Annotated in this window: 15 protein-coding genes and 1 other annotated feature; of the genes, 2 read left to right on the top strand and 13 right to left on the bottom strand. The window is 54.8% G+C overall.

Annotated elements, in window-relative coordinates:
* Window positions 1–36: 36 nt before the first annotated feature.
* The 4 genes from cysK to DFP95_RS07360 all read right to left on the bottom strand — a co-directional run bounded on the left by cysK (window position 37) and on the right by DFP95_RS07360 (window position 4,431).
* Window positions 37–954, bottom strand: a complete 918-nt coding sequence (cysK, locus tag DFP95_RS07375; protein ID WP_115991959.1) for a cysteine synthase A — start codon at window positions 952–954, stop codon at window positions 37–39.
* Window positions 951–1,529 (bottom strand): hypothetical protein, encoded by a 579-nt coding sequence (locus DFP95_RS07370; RefSeq protein ID WP_115991958.1) that lies wholly within the window; start codon window positions 1,527–1,529, stop codon window positions 951–953. The genes cysK and DFP95_RS07370 overlap by 4 nt, the downstream gene beginning before the upstream one ends.
* 105 nt (window positions 1,530–1,634) lie before the next feature.
* Window positions 1,635–2,054, bottom strand: coding sequence for a DUF350 domain-containing protein (locus DFP95_RS07365; RefSeq protein WP_115991957.1), 420 nt, complete (start codon window positions 2,052–2,054; stop codon window positions 1,635–1,637).
* Window positions 2,055–2,070: 16 nt separating this feature from the next.
* On the bottom strand, window positions 2,071–4,431 hold the full coding sequence (locus tag DFP95_RS07360; RefSeq protein WP_115992276.1) for an endonuclease MutS2: 2,361 nt from the start codon (window positions 4,429–4,431) through the stop codon (window positions 2,071–2,073).
* A 114-nt stretch (window positions 4,432–4,545) separates the two neighbouring features.
* On the opposite strand from DFP95_RS07360, the gene DFP95_RS07355 reads away from it, so the two are divergent.
* The gene (locus DFP95_RS07355; RefSeq protein WP_115991956.1) at window positions 4,546–4,908 is read left to right on the top strand and encodes a phage holin family protein; all 363 of its coding nucleotides are present in this window, start codon (window positions 4,546–4,548) and stop codon (window positions 4,906–4,908) included.
* Window positions 4,909–5,115: 207 nt separating this feature from the next.
* Window positions 5,116–5,502: a cupredoxin domain-containing protein gene (locus DFP95_RS07350; RefSeq protein ID WP_115991955.1), complete on the top strand. Its 387-nt coding sequence runs from the start codon at window positions 5,116–5,118 to the stop codon at window positions 5,500–5,502.
* Window positions 5,503–5,594: 92 nt separating this feature from the next.
* On the opposite strand, the gene zapA is transcribed toward DFP95_RS07350, so the two are convergent.
* From zapA to DFP95_RS07300, 9 genes are all read right to left on the bottom strand, one after another.
* Window positions 5,595–7,751 (bottom strand): cell division protein ZapA, encoded by a 2,157-nt coding sequence (gene zapA, locus DFP95_RS07345; protein WP_115991954.1) that lies wholly within the window; start codon window positions 7,749–7,751, stop codon window positions 5,595–5,597.
* A gap of 121 nt (window positions 7,752–7,872) precedes the next feature.
* Window positions 7,873–10,320: a phenylalanine--tRNA ligase subunit beta gene (gene pheT / locus DFP95_RS07340; protein ID WP_115991953.1), complete on the bottom strand. Its 2,448-nt coding sequence runs from the start codon at window positions 10,318–10,320 to the stop codon at window positions 7,873–7,875.
* Between the two features lie 112 nt (window positions 10,321–10,432).
* Window positions 10,433–11,467, bottom strand: a complete 1,035-nt coding sequence (gene pheS / locus DFP95_RS07335; protein ID WP_115991952.1) for a phenylalanine--tRNA ligase subunit alpha — start codon at window positions 11,465–11,467, stop codon at window positions 10,433–10,435.
* A 46-nt stretch (window positions 11,468–11,513) separates the two neighbouring features.
* Window positions 11,514–11,787 (bottom strand) — a binding site (T-box leader).
* 541 nt (window positions 11,788–12,328) lie between these two features.
* Entirely contained in the window at window positions 12,329–12,652 is a 324-nt protein-coding gene (locus DFP95_RS28645; protein ID WP_147304146.1) for a hypothetical protein, read from the bottom strand.
* A gap of 459 nt (window positions 12,653–13,111) precedes the next feature.
* Entirely contained in the window at window positions 13,112–13,735 is a 624-nt protein-coding gene (locus tag DFP95_RS07325) for a YcnI family copper-binding membrane protein (protein WP_115991950.1), read from the bottom strand.
* Between the two features lie 189 nt (window positions 13,736–13,924).
* On the bottom strand, window positions 13,925–14,599 hold the full coding sequence (locus DFP95_RS07320) for a response regulator (RefSeq protein ID WP_115991949.1): 675 nt from the start codon (window positions 14,597–14,599) through the stop codon (window positions 13,925–13,927).
* Window positions 14,596–15,453 carry a sensor histidine kinase gene (locus tag DFP95_RS07315; RefSeq protein WP_115991948.1) on the bottom strand — a complete coding sequence of 286 codons (858 nt, stop codon included), beginning with the start codon at window positions 15,451–15,453 and terminating at the stop codon, window positions 14,596–14,598. Before DFP95_RS07315 ends, DFP95_RS07320 begins: the two co-directional genes overlap by 4 nt.
* A 17-nt stretch (window positions 15,454–15,470) precedes the next feature.
* Window positions 15,471–17,141, bottom strand: a complete 1,671-nt coding sequence (locus tag DFP95_RS07310; protein WP_181907307.1) for a copper resistance CopC/CopD family protein — start codon at window positions 17,139–17,141, stop codon at window positions 15,471–15,473.
* A gap of 442 nt (window positions 17,142–17,583) precedes the next feature.
* Window positions 17,584–17,976, bottom strand: coding sequence for a gamma-glutamylcyclotransferase family protein (locus DFP95_RS07300; protein WP_245987448.1), 393 nt, complete (start codon window positions 17,974–17,976; stop codon window positions 17,584–17,586).
* Window positions 17,977–17,993: the final 17 nt, after the last annotated feature.

The following is a 17,993-nucleotide window of genomic DNA, read 5'->3' as shown; positions in this document are numbered from 1 at the left end:
AAAAAACATCCGCTATGGCAGCGAATGTTTCGTTGTCTAGAATATATCCATGCTTAGATACCGTTCGCCCGTGTCCGGCGCAATGCACAACACTCTCTTTCCCCGCCCCAGACGACGGGCGATTTGCAGCGCCGCCCATACGGATGCTCCCGAGGAAGGACCCACCAGCAGCCCTTCCAGGCAAGCAAGGCGTCTCGTCGTTTCAAGCGCGTCTTCGTCCGTAACCTGAATGATTTCGTCGTAAACGGATGTATTAAGTATTCGCGGAACGAAGCCGGGACTTGTCCCGACCAGCTTATGAGCGCCAGGTTGCCCCCCGGAAAGAACGGGGGACCCTGCCGGCTCGACCACCGCGACGTACAATCCGGGTAGCTTCGACTTCAAAACTTCCCCAGTTCCCGTTATCGTACCTCCGGTTCCGGCAGTCGCGACGAAAGCGTCCAGCCGGCCGCCAGTTTGTTCTATAATTTCGATTGCCGTCGTCGTTCGATGAATATCGGGATTCGCGTTGTTCTCGAACTGATTGGGCATGTAGCTCCCGGGGTTATCGGCAATCAGATCGCGAGCTTTGGCGATCGCGCCGGGCATCCGCTCCGCCGCGGGAGTAAGGACGACCTCGGCGCCGTATCCGCGGAGAAGGGCAATGCGTTCCGCCGTCATATTATCCGGCATGACGAGAATAAGCCGGTAACCTTTGGCTGCGGCATACATGGCTAGTCCGATTCCGGTATTGCCGCTCGTCGGCTCCACGATAAGACTTCCGGGCTTAATCAAGCCGCGCGCTTCCGCGTCGTTCAGCAATCCGAAGGCCGCTCGATCCTTCACGCTACCGCTCGGATTCATCATCTCGAGCTTTACGAACACATCCGCGTCTTCGGGACCGGTCAAGCGTTGAAGCTGCACCGCGGGAGTATCCCCGATCAAGTCGATGACGGATTGGACGATTCGCTTCATACTTCCCGCTCCCTTTCTCCGCTGCCCGGAGCTTGGCTCAAACGGCGCACGAGCTGATGACGGTGGGAATCCCCAAGGAAAGATTGCACCGTGAAGCACGATGGGCAAACGTACATCGTGAGGGTGAATGGCGCTTCGAGAACGGTTTCTCCCAGCGCTTCCGCCGTTCTTGGAAGAAACTGCGGCGCGCTGACGAGCTGTTCGCCGAATTCGATCATATATTCATGGCACGACGGGCATTCAGGGACGACTTCCTGCTCGTTGAGCAATTGCTCGACGGTTTCTTCGAACTGCTGAAGCTCTTCGTCCGGCTCGATCAAGGACTCATCGTCAACCCAAGCGATATCCTCGTCGATGGAAACCATTGGAGCCGACGACCGGTCTTCGTACTCGCGATCTTCGTCGTCGAAGTCTTCTTCGTCCTCGTCGTCGTCCTCGTCTTCCTCTCCGATATTCAGCTTTAAAGTGCGATATCCGTCCAGTTCGTTATCGCATACCGGACATATTTTCTCGGGCTCCTGGCCTTCTTCCTGAATGATCTCGCTCTGACACCATGGACAGATTATTACGGCCATATTAGGCTTAAGCCTCCTTCATCATATAGATGACACCGATTACGATAAATACTACGGCTAATGCGAACAGCGTTCCCCATAAATACTTCATGATCGTTCCTCCGTTTAGATAACCGCTGCACCGATAATATAAGAGAGCGACACGGATAATACCATCGCCAGAAACCCGACCGCGCGGTTATCCCGTCCGATCTCGTCGTCAATGCGAAAAACCGGCGTCAAAAATTCGAATAAAAAATACGCGACCAGCAGCAGCACGAATCCGACGGCCGACCACAGCATGCTCTGGTAAATGGTGTCGTTAGCCTCGATGGAAAACCGAAATATATTGCAGATACCGAAGATCTTGCCGCCGGTAGCCATCGCCGCCGATAAATTGCCTTTGCGAATTTCGCTCCAACCGTCGTATTTCGTCACCCATTCGAAACAAGAGAGGAAAACGATAAGGGCAAGGATTCCTACGGAGAAATAAGCCAATACCGCCGAAAAAGGATGAGACATCATGGAATCGACCATTTCCTGCATGACTAACGACCTCCAGTTAATGAAGCTCGGCCACGGATACCCCCGCGCCGCCTTCTCCGAATTGGCCCAACCGATAGCTCTTTACATGTTTATGGCGGCGCAGGAAATCTTGAACCCCCGTGCGCAATGCTCCCGTGCCTTTGCCATGAATTATGTAAACCTGCCCAAGATTGGAGAGGAACGCCTCATCCAGAAACTGATCCACTTCCATGATCGCTTCGTCCAGCATCATTCCTCGCAAGTCCAGCTCCGTGCGCACGTTCTCGTCGCGCGAACGCTTTACGATAGTCGCTTGCGCCGGCGATTTGGTCGAACCGGTTTTGCGAATGGGCTCCAGATCGGCCAGAGCGACCTTCATCTTTAAAATTCCGAGTTGAACGACCGCATCCGAGTTGCCCGATAGCTCGACGACATGACCCTTCTGCCCGTTCAGGCTGTGCACCTTTACTTCGTCGCCCGCTACGATCTTGGCTTGTTTGCCCGCGGAATTACGGTTCGGCTTGGAAACCTGCGATGGTATGGCATCTTCCAGCTTGCGCCTAGCCTCGATCAGCTTGTGCTCCTTGACCGAAGCTCCTTCCTCCATAGCAAGACGACGCAGATCCGAAATGATCTCCTCGGCTTCCCGCTTTGCTTTCGAGATTGCAAGCCTGGCTTCCTCTCGCGCGCCTTCCAGCAGCTTAGCTTTCTGTTCCTGCAGCTTAAAGCGTTCTTCCTGCATATCGTTCTGCAGCTTCTCCGCTTCCCGTCGCAGTCTCTCGGCGGTTTGACGTTCCGATTGCGCTTGCAAGCGATCCTGCTCCAACGAAGCGATCATCGAATCCACTTTAAGCTCGTCTTCGCTGACCTCCCCGCGCGCATGGTCGATAATGCTTTTGGGCAGACCAAGCCTCTCGGCGATGGCGAACGCATTGCTTCGTCCGGGTACACCTACCAACAGACGATATGTCGGACGCAGAGTTGCCACGTCGAACTCCATGCTCGCGTTGATAATGCCCTCGCGATTATAGGCATAGGCTTTAAGTTCGCTGTAATGGGTCGTCGCGATCAATCGGCAACCGATCTTCTGCAAATGCTCCAGAATCGCGATCGCCAGCGCCGAGCCTTCCGCAGGATCCGTTCCCGCGCCTAGTTCGTCGAGGAGCACGAGGCTTTTTCTCGTGACCTGGCTTAGCATAGAGATTAGATTGGTCATATGGCTGGAAAACGTGCTCAAGCTTTGCTCGATGCTTTGCTCGTCGCCGATGTCCGCGTATATGCCGTCGAAGACGCATAAGCGGCTTCCATCCTCCGCGGGGATGAATAATCCCGACATCGCCATCAAGCTAAGAAGGCCGATCGTCTTCAATGAAACGGTCTTACCGCCGGTATTAGGACCCGTTACGATAATAGATGCGTATTCCTCTCCTAATTCGATATCGATCGGAACCGCTACTTTGATATCGATTAGCGGATGCCGGGCTTTGCGCAGAAGCAGCTTACCTTCGTCGTTCATTTCGGGAAGCGTGGCTGATAAAGCATGGGCGAGCGAAGCCTTGGCGAATATAAAATCGATCAAACCGAGGATTTCGGCATCTCCCGTCAGCAGATCCGAACGTTCGCCCGTTTGTTCGCTCAATCTGCGCAATATCCGTTCGACTTCGTTCTGTTCCTTGATCTTCAGCTCCCGTAGCTTGTTGTTCATCTGCACGACGGCTTCGGGTTCAATGAATAGCGTCGCTCCGCTTCCGGACTGGTCATGAACGATGCCTCCGAAATGCGCGCGGTATTCCTGTTTCACCGGAATGACGTAGCGGTCGTTGCGCATCGTGATAAGCGCATCCTGCAGCATCTTCTGAACCGAGCTGGAACGAATCAAGCTTTCGAGCTTTTCCTTTGCCCTGCCGGCATTGATCCGAATATCGCGGCGAACGGAAGCAAGCTCGGGGCTAGCCGAATCCAGAACATCCCCTTGCTCGTCGATGCATTTGCGGATTTCATCCTCTAGCGCTTTGAAATCGGTCAAGGGCTCGCGCAAATCATCGAGCAGCGGAAGGCTCGTTTCTTCCGCCGCGAGCGAGATATATCGGCTCAGACGACGCGAGCCCATGATGAACTGCGCAACCTCCATTAGCTCCGGCGGCTGAAGAATCCCTTGAAGCTTGGCTCTGTACAGGGATGCGCGAATATCCGTAATGCCCCCGAACGGCGGCGCGCCTTTCAGAATGACGGCGCGAACGGCTTCGTCCGTTGCCGCTAACCGGCGCTCTACGACCGGAAGCTCGCGGGACGGGGAAAGCTTCTCCGCTTCCTCTCTGCCAAGGCTAGTGGCGGTTAGTCCGGTGAGGCGATTAAGGATTTTATCGTATTCCAATGTATGTAAGGCCTTGTCGTTCACGGCGAAATTCATCTCCTTCGCCTTATATTATAGCCGAATCGAATGATCTTGCGAAACCTTCCACTCATATGTAACGAAACTAAGGACACACTATCTTCCAAGGAGGTCGATAAGATGAATTTTTTGGGGACGGTCGTTCGCTTCATCGTCTCCGCCATCGTCCTGATGGTGGTGGGCTTTTTGGTTCCCCAATTCGCCGTGGGAGGCTTCTGGAGCGCTCTTATGCTCGCGGTCGTCATTGCGGTATTGGGCTGGATCATCGAAGGAATATTCGGTAAAAGAGTTACTCCGTTCGGGCGCGGTATCGTCGGCTTCCTATCCAGCGCGCTGGTCATCTGGCTGGCGCAATTCGTCGTCGGCAACGTAGAAGTGACGGTAATCGGAGCATTGTTGGCCGCACTGGTCATCGGGATCATCGATCTCTTCATTCCGGTCGCCACTCCGTACGAAGCCGCCCACGGAAGACATCGGGATTAAGCGATAAGCTCTTCCCAAGAAGGACCTCCTTGCTATCGTCGGCAAGGAGGTTCTTTCGTGTTCGCATTAATCGATAATGTCATCTTTCCGCCACGGGTTATTCGGCTAACCTTGGAAACATATGTTACAATATTTTACGGGCAGAGGCCGTCTAGGTAACAATACCTTGCGCTCGTCTGCAAATTTATAGGTACGGAGGGAATTAGTATGCAACGTAAAATCGCTTATTTTCTAACACTGACAGCTTTGGTGCTGGCGCTATCGGCGTGCGGCGGTAACAACAAGGATGCAGGATCCGATAACAGCTCTTCAGCTCCGGTGGAATCCGCCTCCGCTTCTACGGAACTCGTTATTACGGCGAAAAGCTGGGAGTTCGACAAACCCGAGTACACGATGCCTAAAGATACTCCGGTTAAAATAACGCTCGAGAATACAAGCGGCGCGCACGGCGTGGAAATCGTGGGCCAAGACGTGGAAATCGTCGGCAACAAATCGGAAGTCGTCACCTTGCCCGCGGGCACGTACGAGATCGAATGCGCGATCATGTGCGGATCCGGACACAGCAAGATGAAAGCTAAGCTTATCGTGAGCTAACCTCATGAATAAAGGCAATGCACCTGAGCATTCTTCAGGGGCATTGCCTTTTTCGTTGTCCGGATACAAGGAGGGCGCGCCTCGGACGTTAGTCAATTCTGCTCCAGCAGGTCGATCCATTCGTTATACTCGACTTGCAGCTTCGCGTACTCGGCGCTCAGCGACGCATGCTCCCGCTTGAGCGCCTCCAGCTCCGCGAGCAGCCGATCGCCGCGCTCCGCTTGCTCGCGAAGCTCCTCTTGCGAGGCGGCGGACATATCCGCCTCGCGCGCCGGTGCGGCCGCGGCTTCCGCCCGCGCCGCCTCAAGCTCCCGCTCCGCGCTTAGCGCGGCTTCGCGGAGCCCCTGCTCCGCATCGCCCAGCTCGGCGATGCGCGCTTCCAGCGCCGCCGCCCGCTCGGTGGCGGCGCGCTCTTCTTGCTGCGCCGACGCCAGTCGCGCTTGCAACTCCTGCATCGAATCGCTCCACGCTTTCTCCCACTCGTCCCGCTCGCTAAGCTGGCGGGCAAGCTCCTCGCGCTCCTGCTCCGACTTCTCGAGCGCGGTAGCATGTTGCCGTTGCCGCTCCAACGTCTGCGCTTCCACGTCCTGCAGCATTTCCTGCTGCTCGATAACCGTGCGCCGCTGATCCTCCGCTTCCCTCGCCCAATGCTCGAGATCGGCTTCCGTTTCTCCGCGCTTAACTTCCCATTCGCGCTCCTTCGAAGACCAAACGTCCCGTTCGGCCGCGAGCGAATCCAACTCCGACTTCATCAATTCGAGCTCTTCGGTATACATCGCTTCGATGTCTCTGATCTCCGTAGCCGATTTCTCCTTGATGGACTGAATTTCGGCTTCCATTTTGCTTTCGATCGCGCCGACTTCCGTGATTCTCTTATTTTCCAACTCTTCTATCTCGGCGGTCCTGTTTCTTTCCAGCGCTTCGATCTCCGCGATTCTTTTACTTTCCAACTCTTCGATCTCGGCGTTCCTTCTGCCTTCCAGCGCATCTATCTCGGCAGATCTCAAGCTTTCCGAGCGACTAAGCTCGTCCGCATGCCGGAAGCTGATCTCCTCTATTTCCTTCGCGTGCATGCTCTTCAAAGCGTCAATCTCAGATCCGTGATCCCGCTTCAAGGATTCCAACTCGTTAGCGAAAGCGTTCTTGAGCTCCGCTTGCTTCGAGAACCATGACGCCTTTTCGGTTGCCAGTTGAACGGCAAGAGCGTTCGCTTCCGCGCGAGCGCTTTCGAGCTCTTGCGCGACTTCGCCCTTCGCTATCTCCAGCTCTTCCGCGGCTTGCAATCTAACGGCCTCTATCTCCTGCGCCGCTTGAGCCTTCACCCTTTGATGAGCTTGCCCCGCCTCGGATTTCACCCGCTGCAACTCGGTCGCTGCCTGCTCCTTCGCATTGGCTAGCTGGCTAACCGTTTCCGCCTTCAACTTCTCGTAATCCTTGGCGGCTAACGCCTTCGCGCTTTCGAGCTCCTGCTCCGCATGAATTCTCGCTTGCTCGAACTCGAGCTCCGCCGTCGCTTTGGCGCTCTCCAGTTGTTCGGCCGATTGAGCCTTCAGAGACTCAAGCTCTTCGGACAATTGCGTTTTTACGTTCTCCAGCTCGCGTTCGCTTAGCTCCCGCAACTCCTCAAGCGCTTTCGCGGCTTGGGCTTCCGATTCGTTCGATCGCGCTATCGCGAGCTCAAGCTCTTCCGACAGTTTCTCCCTTATCGTACGAAGCTCTTCCTCGGCGCGGGTTTCCGCGCTTTCCAACTCTTCCGCGGCATGCGTCTTCGAGTTCTCCAGTTCTTCCGCTGCTCGGGCTATCGTCAACTCTAATCGTTCCGCTGCTTGCGTCTTCGCAAGCGCCAATTCCGCTGCCGCTTGGGTTCTGGTTTTCTCGATTTCTTCCGCGGCCTGAAGCAAAGCCGACTCCAATGCCTCGGCGGAATTCGCCTTCAAGAGGTCAAGCTCTTGGGCCGTTGCCTCCTGCAAGCTCTCCAGCTTCTCGATATAGCGCTTATATTCTTCTTCTTCCTTCAGCATCAGCGCATTATCCCTGCGCAGAATCATCAATTCGTCGCCCACGTTCACTGCCGCCAATACGGCCAGGCGAGTTAAATCGAGCCGGGGGGACCCGCTATTGATTTTGCTCATATGATCGTTGACCAAAGCAGCGACCCGTTTCATGTGCTCCGTGCTGGTGTGTCCCGTTATCGTATATTGCGTTCCATATATGTCAACGGTCACACGCGTTTTGTCGTTAGTATTCACAGCGTGATCCTCCCATTGCGTCCGTAATTTATGTAGCCATCATCTTATAAAAATAAAGGCAGCGACACATCGCGCCAATCGGCGTCTTGATGTATTCGCTGCCTCCCTTACTGTTTCCTGCCTATTTCCGAAGTTCCGCGCCGAAAGATTGTTCCAATTGTGCCAAAACCCGGGCGTGGGTTTCCGTGACCTCTTCATCCGTCAAAGTACGTTCCGCATGGCGGTATACGAGCGCTAATGCCACGCTCTTCTTGTCGGCGCCGATTCGCTCGCCCGTGTACACGTCGAACACGTTGACGGACTCCAGCAATTGTCCGGCGGATGCGACTATCGCATCCGTCAAAGCGCCGCCGGCCGTGCCGCGATCTACGACGACCGCGATATCGCGCTCTATTGCCGGGTAACGGGGAAGCGTACGGTATTCGATATGGCTATCCGCGTATTCATAGATCGAAGCTAGCTCCACTTCCGCCACATACGTATCCGCGAGATCGAAATCCCGCTGAAGCTCGGGGTGCAATTGCCCCACGTAGCCGATCGTTTCCGTTCCCCGTTCGGTACGAATCGTGATCGCTGCCGTTCTTCCCGGATGGAAGCCTTCGGGCCGAGCTGCTTCGTATGCGACCCTTCCCGCCATTCCGAGCCGTTCGAAAACCTTCTCCAGAATCCCTTTGGCATCGTAGAAGTCTACCGGCTCGGCGGAACGATTCCAGCCGGCCGAACGACGGTTGCCGGTCAACAGCAATGCCGCGCGCGGTTTCTCGTGCGGCAACCGAGTCAGGACTTCCTCGTCCGAATGGTAGACGTTGCCGATTTCCATCAAAGCCAAGTCGTTGTTCTTACGGGTTAAGTTATAAGCAGCTGCTTCAAGCAAGCTCGGGAGCAACGCGGTCCGAAGGACGCTGCGCTCCTCGCTCATCGGCATCGCCAAAGCGATCGGCTTGGAGTTGCCGGATAATTCCTTGAACAGGGACGTCCGTTGCACGGAAGTAACGGAGTAACAAACGGCTTCCTGCAAGCCCGCCCCCGTCAGCACGGAACGCAGCTCGCGTCGAATCGCTTGCGATTTCGTCAGCGCTCCCGCGGTCGTCGGTCCCTCGATCAACGTTGTCGGAATTTCATCGTATCCATGCAAGCGCGCCACTTCTTCGACTAGATCGACGTCTCTCGTAATGTCTCCGCGACGGGAAGGAACGGTTACCGTCCATACCCCGTCTCTGTCGATTTCCGCGGCGAATTGCAAACGGGACAAAATCGTCTTGATCTCCAGAGAAGAAAGCTCGGTTCCGAGCATTCCGTTTACGCGATTCAAAGTAAGCTCGACTTTAACCGGATCCGGCGAGGAAACCTCTGCTTCTGCAACGCTTTCCGTTACGAGTCCCGCGCCGTAACGCGCGATCAAGCTCGCCGCGCGGTCAAGCGCGGAGCGTACGCGGCCTGGATCCACTTCTTTCTCGAAGCGGGCCGATGCTTCCGATCTTAATCCCAACTGCCTTGACGTACGACGAACGGTTCCTCCGTCGAATTTCGCCGATTCAAGCACGATGTCCGTCGTTTCGGACGTCACTTCGGAATTAGCGCCGCCCATGACTCCGGCCAATGCGATAGCCTTCTCCGCGTCCGCGATGACGAGCATTTGCGGCTCGAGCTTGCGCTCTTGATCGTCGAGAGTAACGAGAACCTCGCCTGGCTTGGCTAGACGAACTTCGATGCGTCCCCCTGAAATTTTGGCGGCGTCGAAGGCGTGCAACGGTTGTCCGTATTCCAGCATGACATAGTTGGTTATATCGACGATATTATTGATCGGGCGGATTCCCGCGGCGATTAATCGGTTCTGGATCCACTGCGGCGCTGCCGCGATGGTCACACCTTTAATGTAGCGAGCGGTATAGAGCGAACATTGCTCCGTGGCGCTAATCGTCACGCTGATATGGTCTGAAGTCCTATCCTGCGTCGGATATAACTCCTTTTCCGGCTCGGGCAGCTTCAAGGGCCGTCCCGTAAGGGCAGCAACCTCGTAGGCTACTCCAAGCATGCTCAGGCAATCCGAGCGGTTGGGCGTAAGATCGAGCTCCAGAATGGAATCGTTTAACGCGAGCACGTCCAGGATATCCCGGCCGATTTCCGTGTCGGGCGGCAAAATAAGAATGCCTTCCTGCTGCTCCTTCGGAAGGAGCTTATCGTTAATGCCTAATTCACGGGCCGAACAGATCATGCCTTGGGACTCCACACCGCGCAGCTTCGCGCGTTTGATGTCCATTCCTCCGGGCAGCTTCGCTCCGACCATGGCGACGGGAACCTTCATGTCCGCGCCGATATTGGCCGCTCCGCATACGATCTGCAGATCCTCGCCTGTTCCCGCGTCGATCGTGCACACGCTCAATTTGTCCGCGTCGGGATGTTTCTCGCGCGTTTTCACGTAACCGACCACCACTCCGCTTACTCCCGCATTGCGGGAAGGAACGGAATCGATCTCGATTCCTCCTCGCGTCATCATTTCCGCCAACTGCTCGGCACTAATGCCGCTTAAATCGATATAATCGGATAACCACCGATAAGATACGTTCATGGGAAACTCCCCTCATTTTTCGCAAAGTAATTTCGTCAAGCCTTCAAACGTTGTCCGTCCGATCGTTCATGGACATTCCAGCTAATCTAGCGATGCTGAATTCCCCGGTCGGTCATAGCTTCGCGAACTGGCTTAGGAATTTCGTATCGTTAGCGTAGAAATGACGAATGTCGTCAATGTCGTACTTCAGCAATGCAATGCGCTCCACGCCCATTCCGAAAGCGAAACCCGTGACTTCCTTAGGATCGTAGCCGCCGTGCTCCAGCACTTTAGGATGAACCATGCCGCAGCCGAGAATTTCGATCCAACCGGTATGCTTGCACATCCGGCAGCCGCTGCCCCCGCATTGCGCGCAAGTCACGTCGACCTCGGCGCTCGGCTCGGTGAAAGGGAAGAAGCTCGGGCGAAGCCGGATTTGCATCTGCGGCCCGTACATCTCCTGCACGAATTGCAGCAGCGTACCCTTAAGATCACTCATGCGGATGTTCGGTCCGATAACCAGCCCTTCGATCTGATGGAACATGAACGAATGCGTCGCGTCGTCGTCGTCGCGGCGGTATACTTTGCCCGGACAAATGACTTTAACGGGCGTTTTGCCGTTCATCGCCTTCATCGTGCGAATTTGTACCGGCGACGTATGCGTGCGAAGGAGAATTTCGTCCGTTATATAGAAGGAATCCTGCATATCGCGCGCGGGGTGGTTTTTCGGCAGGTTCAGCGCCTCGAAATTGAAGAAGTCCGTCTCCACCTCGGGTCCCTCCGCGATCGTATAGCCCATTCCGATGAAAATATCTTCTATTTCCTGAGCTACTTTGTTTAATGGATGCACAGAGCCGGAGTTAACCGATTTGCCTGGCAACGTTACGTCGATCGTTTCCGCCTGCAGTCGATGCGCCGTAGCCGCGCGGTCGAAACCCTCTTGCTTCTCGCCGATGACCGCTTCGATCGCCGCGCGAACATCGTTTCCGACTTGCCCGATGATCGGACGCTCTTCCGCGCTTAACCCGCCCATGCCCCGCAGAATCTCGGTCAGCTGCCCTTTTTTACCTAAATATTGAACCCGAAGGTCGTTCAAAGCGGCGGCGTCAGCCACGCCCTGAAGCTGCTCCAACGCTTCTTTCCTCAGAGCCTCTAATCGTTCTTTCATTCCGATTCTCCTTATCGCATTGAAATAGAAAAAAGCCTTCTCTCCCGTAAGGGACGAAAAGACCGTGGTACCACCCTTTGTTGAAATGTCGCACGCGCTCATTCGAGTCGCTGCAGACGCTTGACGCGCCTTGGACATTCCCGCTTCATACGGCGTAACGGGCCGTCAGCCGGTTCCTTCTACTTACCGGTCGCGCCGGTCGTTCAAAGGACTGCTCCGGAGCGAACTTCGGCAGCCTGATTTCTTAGGAACGCTCCCAGTCTACGGCGCTCCCTCCCTGAAAGAAGGCACTGCTTACTCGTCTCCATCAATGCATTTGTACATTTACGTTTCATTATAGGGCATGCAATCCGTTCAAGCAAGCTGGAGTTAAAAGAGTGCGGAGTCGTACGGCAGGCTGAGACGGTGGATGCGAAACAGCTGCCTGTAAGTTGGTGTGCGGATGCAGATGCTAGCTCAGCTATATTTGCGGGCTATACTTGGTTTGACGTTTGCGGTGCTAGCGGAGCCTGGTTCCGCTATTTCGACCGGTGATGGGAGTTTGGCGGTTTTAGCGGAACCTGGTTCCGCTATTGCGGCCGGTGATGGGAGTTTGGCGGTTTTAGCGGAGCCTCGTTCCGCTAATGCGGCCGGTGATGGGAGTTTGGCGGTTTTAGCGGAGCCTGGTTCCCCTATTGCAATCGGCGATAGGTGTTTCGCGGTTTTAGCGGACCAGCGTTCCGCAATTGCAGCTGTAGCTGTTGTTTCCAAGCTCCTCACATACTGCAAAGAAACTATCTACCGCCTCTTACTCTACCTCCGTTCTTACACAAACCCTCTTTAGCCTCAAGTCGCCGAAATAACCGTCCAAGACGCGGGTATTTAGTTAGTCGAATTCACTTTCCGCGAAATAGCCGTTCCTAGCGCGGGTATTTGGTTACTCGAAGTCACTTTCCGCGGAATAGCCGTTCCTGGCGCGGGTATTTGGTTAGTCGGAGCCACTTTCGGCGAAATAGCCGTTCCTAGCGCAGGTATTTGGTTAGTCGAAGTCACTTTCGGCGGAATAGCCGTTCCTGGCGCGGGTATTTGATTACTCGGAGTCACTTTCGGCGAAATAGCCGTTCCTGACGCGGGTATTTGGTTAGTCGGTGTCACTTTCGGCAGAATAGCCGTTCCTGGCGCGGGTATTTGGTTACTCGGAATCACTTACCTCGGATAGCCGTTCCTGACGCGGGTATTTGGTTACTCGGAGTCACTTTCGGCGGAATAGCCGTTCCTAGCGCGGGTATTTGATTACTCGGAGTCACTTTCGGCGAAATAGCCGTTCCTGACGCGGGTATTTGGTTAGTCGGTGTCACTTTCGGCAGAATAGCCGTTCCTGGCGCGGGTATTTGGTTACTCGGAATCACTTTCCTCGGATAGCCGTTTCTGACGCGGGTATTTGGTTAGTCGGTGTCACTTTCGGCAGAATAGCCGTTCCTGGCGCGGGTATTTGGTTACTCGGAATCACTTTCCTCGGATAGCCGTTTCTGACGCGGGTATTTGGTATGTGGATTCACTTTCGGCGGAATAGCCGTTCCTAGCGCGGGTATTTGATTAGTCGAAAACACAAAAGACCATTCGGCGCTAACGCCGAACGGTCTTTTGAATGCTACTTTATTTTCCTTATGCCCGCTTCCGGAATAGCGCGATCAGAAGCGCCAATACTCCGGCCGCCAGCCCCGCTATCGCCAACGAAAGAGTTAGAACGTCTCGCCCCGCGTCGTCGGATGCCGATTCTGCGGAATCCGTACCCGATACGCCATGTCCGCCGCCGTGACCGTCTCCGACCGCGGCCGTTACCGTCGTAACGGAAGCCGGCTTATCGGAGTCGGCCGCTCCAGTCCATTCCACGACTTCGCCGTCCGAATAGGTTTGGTAGGCTTTCCATACGAGCTCTTTAGCATCGTCCGCCACCTTCCCCTGCATGCGGAATTCTCCGAATTCGGTGGCTCCAAGTCCACTACCCTTCGCTTTCCAGGTTACGCTTACGAATTTGTCTTCCGCGCCCTTCTCGATTTCGTAGGTCCAATCCGCTTTGGGCTCAAAGCGGCTTACGTTCACTCCATCCGGAATGGCGACTTTGACTTGCGTGGTGGCCGCGTCTTTTTCCGAGGGAACGCGAACGGTGAACACTTGGTATGACCCGGCCGGCGCTTCGTTAGGTTGCACGGTAACGTGCGCGCTGGCTAGACTTGCGAATCCGATCGTAAACAGAAGTACTAGCATAATTGACAAGCTTTTTTTCATGGGATATATTCCGACCTTTCTACTCCATAGGCTGTTGATATTCCCAAGTATAGCTTGATCGATTCCTGCGCGCATGACTCGAAAGAGTCATATAGACGTGACTCTTTGTGACGGTTTGAAGTCGGCCGCCTTCAAAGCTCTTCATTGCTGCTTCAAAGCCCTTCATCGCGCTTCAAAGCTCTTCGAAACTTATTCCGTCTCCACGATCCCTCGCTGGTAGGCATAACGGGTTAATTGAACGCGATTATCCAGATGCAGCTTCTGCAAAATGTTCTTGAGATGGTTTTTCACCGTGTGCTCCGACAGATTAAGAGAGGTCGCTATCTCGCGATTCGTCTGGCCTCGAGCCACTTCCTGCAAGATTTCCTTCTCCCGCGGGGTCAAACCTCCGCTCTCCGGCTCCTTCTCCTTTACCGGCTCGGCGCCGTTCGTCTTGCGGTTCGCGAACTCCCGCAAAATAGACATCGCCAGCTCGGGATTAAGCGGCGCTTCGTCCAGCGCGACCGCCAGCAGATAATCGCGCCATGCCGACGGATTCAGGTTTTTGAGCAAATATCCCTGCGCGCCCTTCTTAAGCGCTTCGAACAGATGCGATACGTCGTCGGAAACGGTAACCATGATGATTTTGACGGTCGGATGAGCGCTTTTGATCACCTTCACCGCTTCGAGTCCGCCCATTCCCGGCATGTTGATGTCCATGAGAATGAGATCGGGGGACAGTTGTTCGGTTAAATTCAATGCTTCCTCCCCGCTGGAAGCCTCCCCTACGACGACGAAGTCGGGAACGGTGGACACGATCGTACGCATCCCCTCCCTCGCATGCCGGTGATCGTCCGCGAGAAGCAGTCTTATCGGAGCTTTCACAACGCTTTCCCTCCCATTTTCGACAATTCGATGATCGTTCGGTCTCCCCTGCGTTCCGCAAGGAACGACCAGCCCATGGAAGTCGCGCGATCGCGAACCATCCTAAGTCCGAACCGCCCATGCACGTTTAATGGATCGCCATTAAAGCCTTTTCCGTCGTCCTCGACCGAGCAGCGAAAGCCCCCGAGCCCGTTCGCTTCTCCGACGACGAGTACTTTGGAAGCCTTCGCGTGCTTGCGGACATTGATCAATGCCTCTCTAACGCAGGCATGAAGCTCCACTTTTTCCTTGTCCGTCAAGCTGGCGTCCGGTATGCTCCAATTGAATTCGGCATGTGCTTCCGTCATCGCGGCCGTCTCCCCCAATAGCTCCCGAAGCGGTACGACCCATGCCGCCGCGGCCGGCGAAGGCGGAAGCCGCAAATTCGCGATCGCCTGCCTAACGTCCTCGTTCATGACCCGGACCGTTTCCCTTAAGCCTTCCGCCAGTTCTTTCACGGGACCTTCGTCAGCCAGCGCGTCCAATTGATCGAGCTTTACCGCCAGTAGAAACATCGATTGAGATATCCCGTCATGCAGCTCGCGCGCCAAGTTCTCCCGTTCCTCGAGAGCCGCGTTCGTTTCCTTTTCCCTCTGCAGCGCCCGCTGAGATTGCTCCAATCGGGCGAACAAGCTTCTGACCAAGGTCAACGTCACCGCGAGCACGATAAAGGGAGCAAGGAAATTACCGAGCTCCATCGAAAAGTAAGGCAGCAGAAAAGCGTGGCGAACGTATTCCCATAATCCGATCGTGAGCGTGGGAATGAGAAGGATGAGCCATTTGATGCTTCGGTGGTTCCCCCGATTGTTCCGCATACGTTCGCCTCGCCCTCCTAATAGATCCGATAAGTCGTTTCCACGACGTGCTCCGTATCTTCGGAGTCCGTCACCCTTACTTGCGCCTTCCATTGTCCCGCGAAAGGAAGATAAGGTCCTTGCATCCGGTACGTCGTCTTCTTAAAGTCCGGATAGGCATCCATCTCTTCGTCCTTATACTCTTCCAACGGTACGTCTATGAAGCCCATATCTTCCTTGTCCATCGGCAGCAATCGCAGCTGCACGATCTTAGGATCGCCTTTCCCCACGCTTTCCGGCAACCATATTTTCAGAGTAAATTGATTGTCTCCCGGCGTGTTCGGCGACACCCTGAGAGTGACGTGCATCTCTGTTCCCATCTGGTGAAAATTAAGCTCGTTGTTCGCGGGCAACGGGGTTTGGTACGTAAGTACCCCGACGCTGATCACGATTGCCGTCAATAGCCCGACATCGACTTTCAGAAGATTGCCGTGAGGGAGATCTCCTTTCTTCAGGCGCATGCGGATCAGGAAGGCCGTAATCGCGACTAGCAGCGAAATCGCGGCTTTGGCGATCAGCCATTTCCCCCATGCCGTATATCGCAAATATTCGAGAGACGGGAGAAAGTCCAACGTGGACAAAATTCCGGTGACCCAGAGGACAAGGAACGAGATCAACGCCCACTTCGAGAAGACGAGCGCGAATCTGCCGGCTTCCGGTCTTTCCTTGTACCAGATCACGAGGAGAAGCACGAGGCCGGCGCTCCAGATCGCGGCAGCGACGAGATGCAACACATCGAGTCCGATCGTATATGCGATCGGGCTGAACGCCGCCGCATGCCCCGACCACGCTTCGACGAATAAGGCCACCACTGCCCAGAACAGCCTAGCCATCAAGCCCAGTGACGGCAGCAACGGCGCGGCTAGCGCGAGCAACAGCTCTGCCATATAGAGCTTGCCTATCGTCGTTTCCGTCAATATCCGTCCCCATTCCGATATCGTCTCTCCCTGCCCCAGATCCTGCAAGCTGAAGAACACGTAAGCCATCGTGGCGACAAGGGTGAATTTTCCCGCGAGCGATAACGTCTGGTTCCGCGCGTCCCTAACTACCGGCGACACTTTGCGCAATAGGCTCCATAACGCTAGTCCAGCAACCGTGAGAAGTCCGGCGTAATAGATGATTCTGGCCACATACAGAAGGAAGGATTGCCGAGTCAACCCCCCGCCTCCTTGATGGTTATGCCCGACTTGCTGATGCGGATCCAACTGGCTCGCGTCGGGAAGCGGTTCCGGGTTACCGACCGTGAATACGTAAGCTCCCGATATCGGATGACCGTCCGCGGATATGACGGAATACGAAACCGTGTAATGACCTTCGCCTAGCTTCGGCAAGCCGATTCTGATACCTTTGCCTTCGGCGATCGACTCCGGTTTTCCCTTGGCAACGTTCCGGGACGATTCGTTCAATACGACCAGCTTTGCTCCACCGCGATCCAATCGTTCGTTAAACGAGATTTCGATCGTCGGCGGGCTCGCGTCCATGCGGGCATTCGCCGCGGGCGTCGTTTTCTCCAGCACGGCATGGGCGTCGGTTTGCCCCGCGAAGCTAGCAAAAGAAAATAAGATCAACCCGATCAATATCGTTAAACGAAAATAAATACCACGATAATGGAGGCGCGATACCGCATGTTTTTTACCAAAAAACGTCATATAAATACCCTCCCGGGAGTACGAATGGCGGTTCATTGCCGCCAAGCTTCACGTCTAACGATCTTTATACATAATCCCCCTGTTAACCGAATAAACGAATATTACGGTTATGCCGACAACTACTCTTTGATTCTTGAGAACGTATCAAACCGACAAAGGGTTATACGGGAAATCCTATTGGAAAACTACAGCCGCAAGGAAATACGCGAGCTGAGCAACTATATCGTACCCGAATGGGACTACCTCTTCAACTATGTCGGAAATAAGGCATTACCCGGATATAATCGACGGCTATATCAAGCATCGTACACGGCTTAACAGGAAAGTCGGCGAAAGGTTCCGGAGAGCGCTAACGAAAGTTTAATCGTAATACGAAGAGGGATGCCCGAAAGGTCTGAATCGACCATACCATTCGGGCATCCCTTTTTTGATTATTTCGGCATCAAGCTCCTGCCCGTCCGTCGGCTGAATCGGGCCACCATTCCCCATCGAAAAAAGGGAAGCCGCGCGATTCCGCCCAGACGTACGTCCAACCGGACTTGGCGGATTCGTCTGCATCCGTTATCCATACCCGGTCGTAGTCGTTGGACTCTTCGATTCCGATGAACCCTTCCAGCTCGTCGAGAGCCGGCAATCCGTCCCGTAATACATCCATCCATACGCCGCGCACGAATCTTTTTCCCCCTAGAAGCAAAGCGGGATACTCTCCCAAGTCGACGAGTCTCCCGTGAATTCTGCCGGGGCTATCGGCTAATAGATAAGTCGCGATTACGTTATGGTTGCTAAGTCCGGGCAACAACGAGCCATATACGAATATGCGAATATGATTATACAAGTTCGATCACCCCGGAT

Source organism: Cohnella lupini, assembly GCF_003386205.1.
GTDB lineage: Bacteria > Bacillota > Bacilli > Paenibacillales > Paenibacillaceae > Cohnella > Cohnella lupini.
The sequence above is the reverse complement of the archived record's forward strand: the minus strand, read 5'-3'. Positions and strand labels throughout refer to the sequence as shown.

Coding starts and splice junctions, on each gene's coding strand:
- DFP95_RS07355 (WP_115991956.1), top strand. CDS start 4,546: ATGAATTTTTTGGGGACGGTCGTTCGCTTCATCGTCTCCGCCATCGTC.
- pheS (WP_115991952.1), bottom strand. CDS start 11,467: ATGAAAGAACGATTAGAGGCTCTGAGGAAAGAAGCGTTGGAGCAGCTT.
- DFP95_RS07325 (WP_115991950.1), bottom strand. CDS start 13,735: ATGAAAAAAAGCTTGTCAATTATGCTAGTACTTCTGTTTACGATCGGA.
- DFP95_RS07370 (WP_115991958.1), bottom strand. CDS start 1,529: ATGGCCGTAATAATCTGTCCATGGTGTCAGAGCGAGATCATTCAGGAA.
- pheT (WP_115991953.1), bottom strand. CDS start 10,320: ATGAACGTATCTTATCGGTGGTTATCCGATTATATCGATTTAAGCGGC.
- DFP95_RS07315 (WP_115991948.1), bottom strand. CDS start 15,453: ATGCGGAACAATCGGGGGAACCACCGAAGCATCAAATGGCTCATCCTT.
- cysK (WP_115991959.1), bottom strand. CDS start 954: ATGAAGCGAATCGTCCAATCCGTCATCGACTTGATCGGGGATACTCCC.
- DFP95_RS07365 (WP_115991957.1), bottom strand. CDS start 2,054: ATGCAGGAAATGGTCGATTCCATGATGTCTCATCCTTTTTCGGCGGTA.
- DFP95_RS07310 (WP_181907307.1), bottom strand. CDS start 17,141: ATGACGTTTTTTGGTAAAAAACATGCGGTATCGCGCCTCCATTATCGT.
- DFP95_RS07350 (WP_115991955.1), top strand. CDS start 5,116: ATGCAACGTAAAATCGCTTATTTTCTAACACTGACAGCTTTGGTGCTG.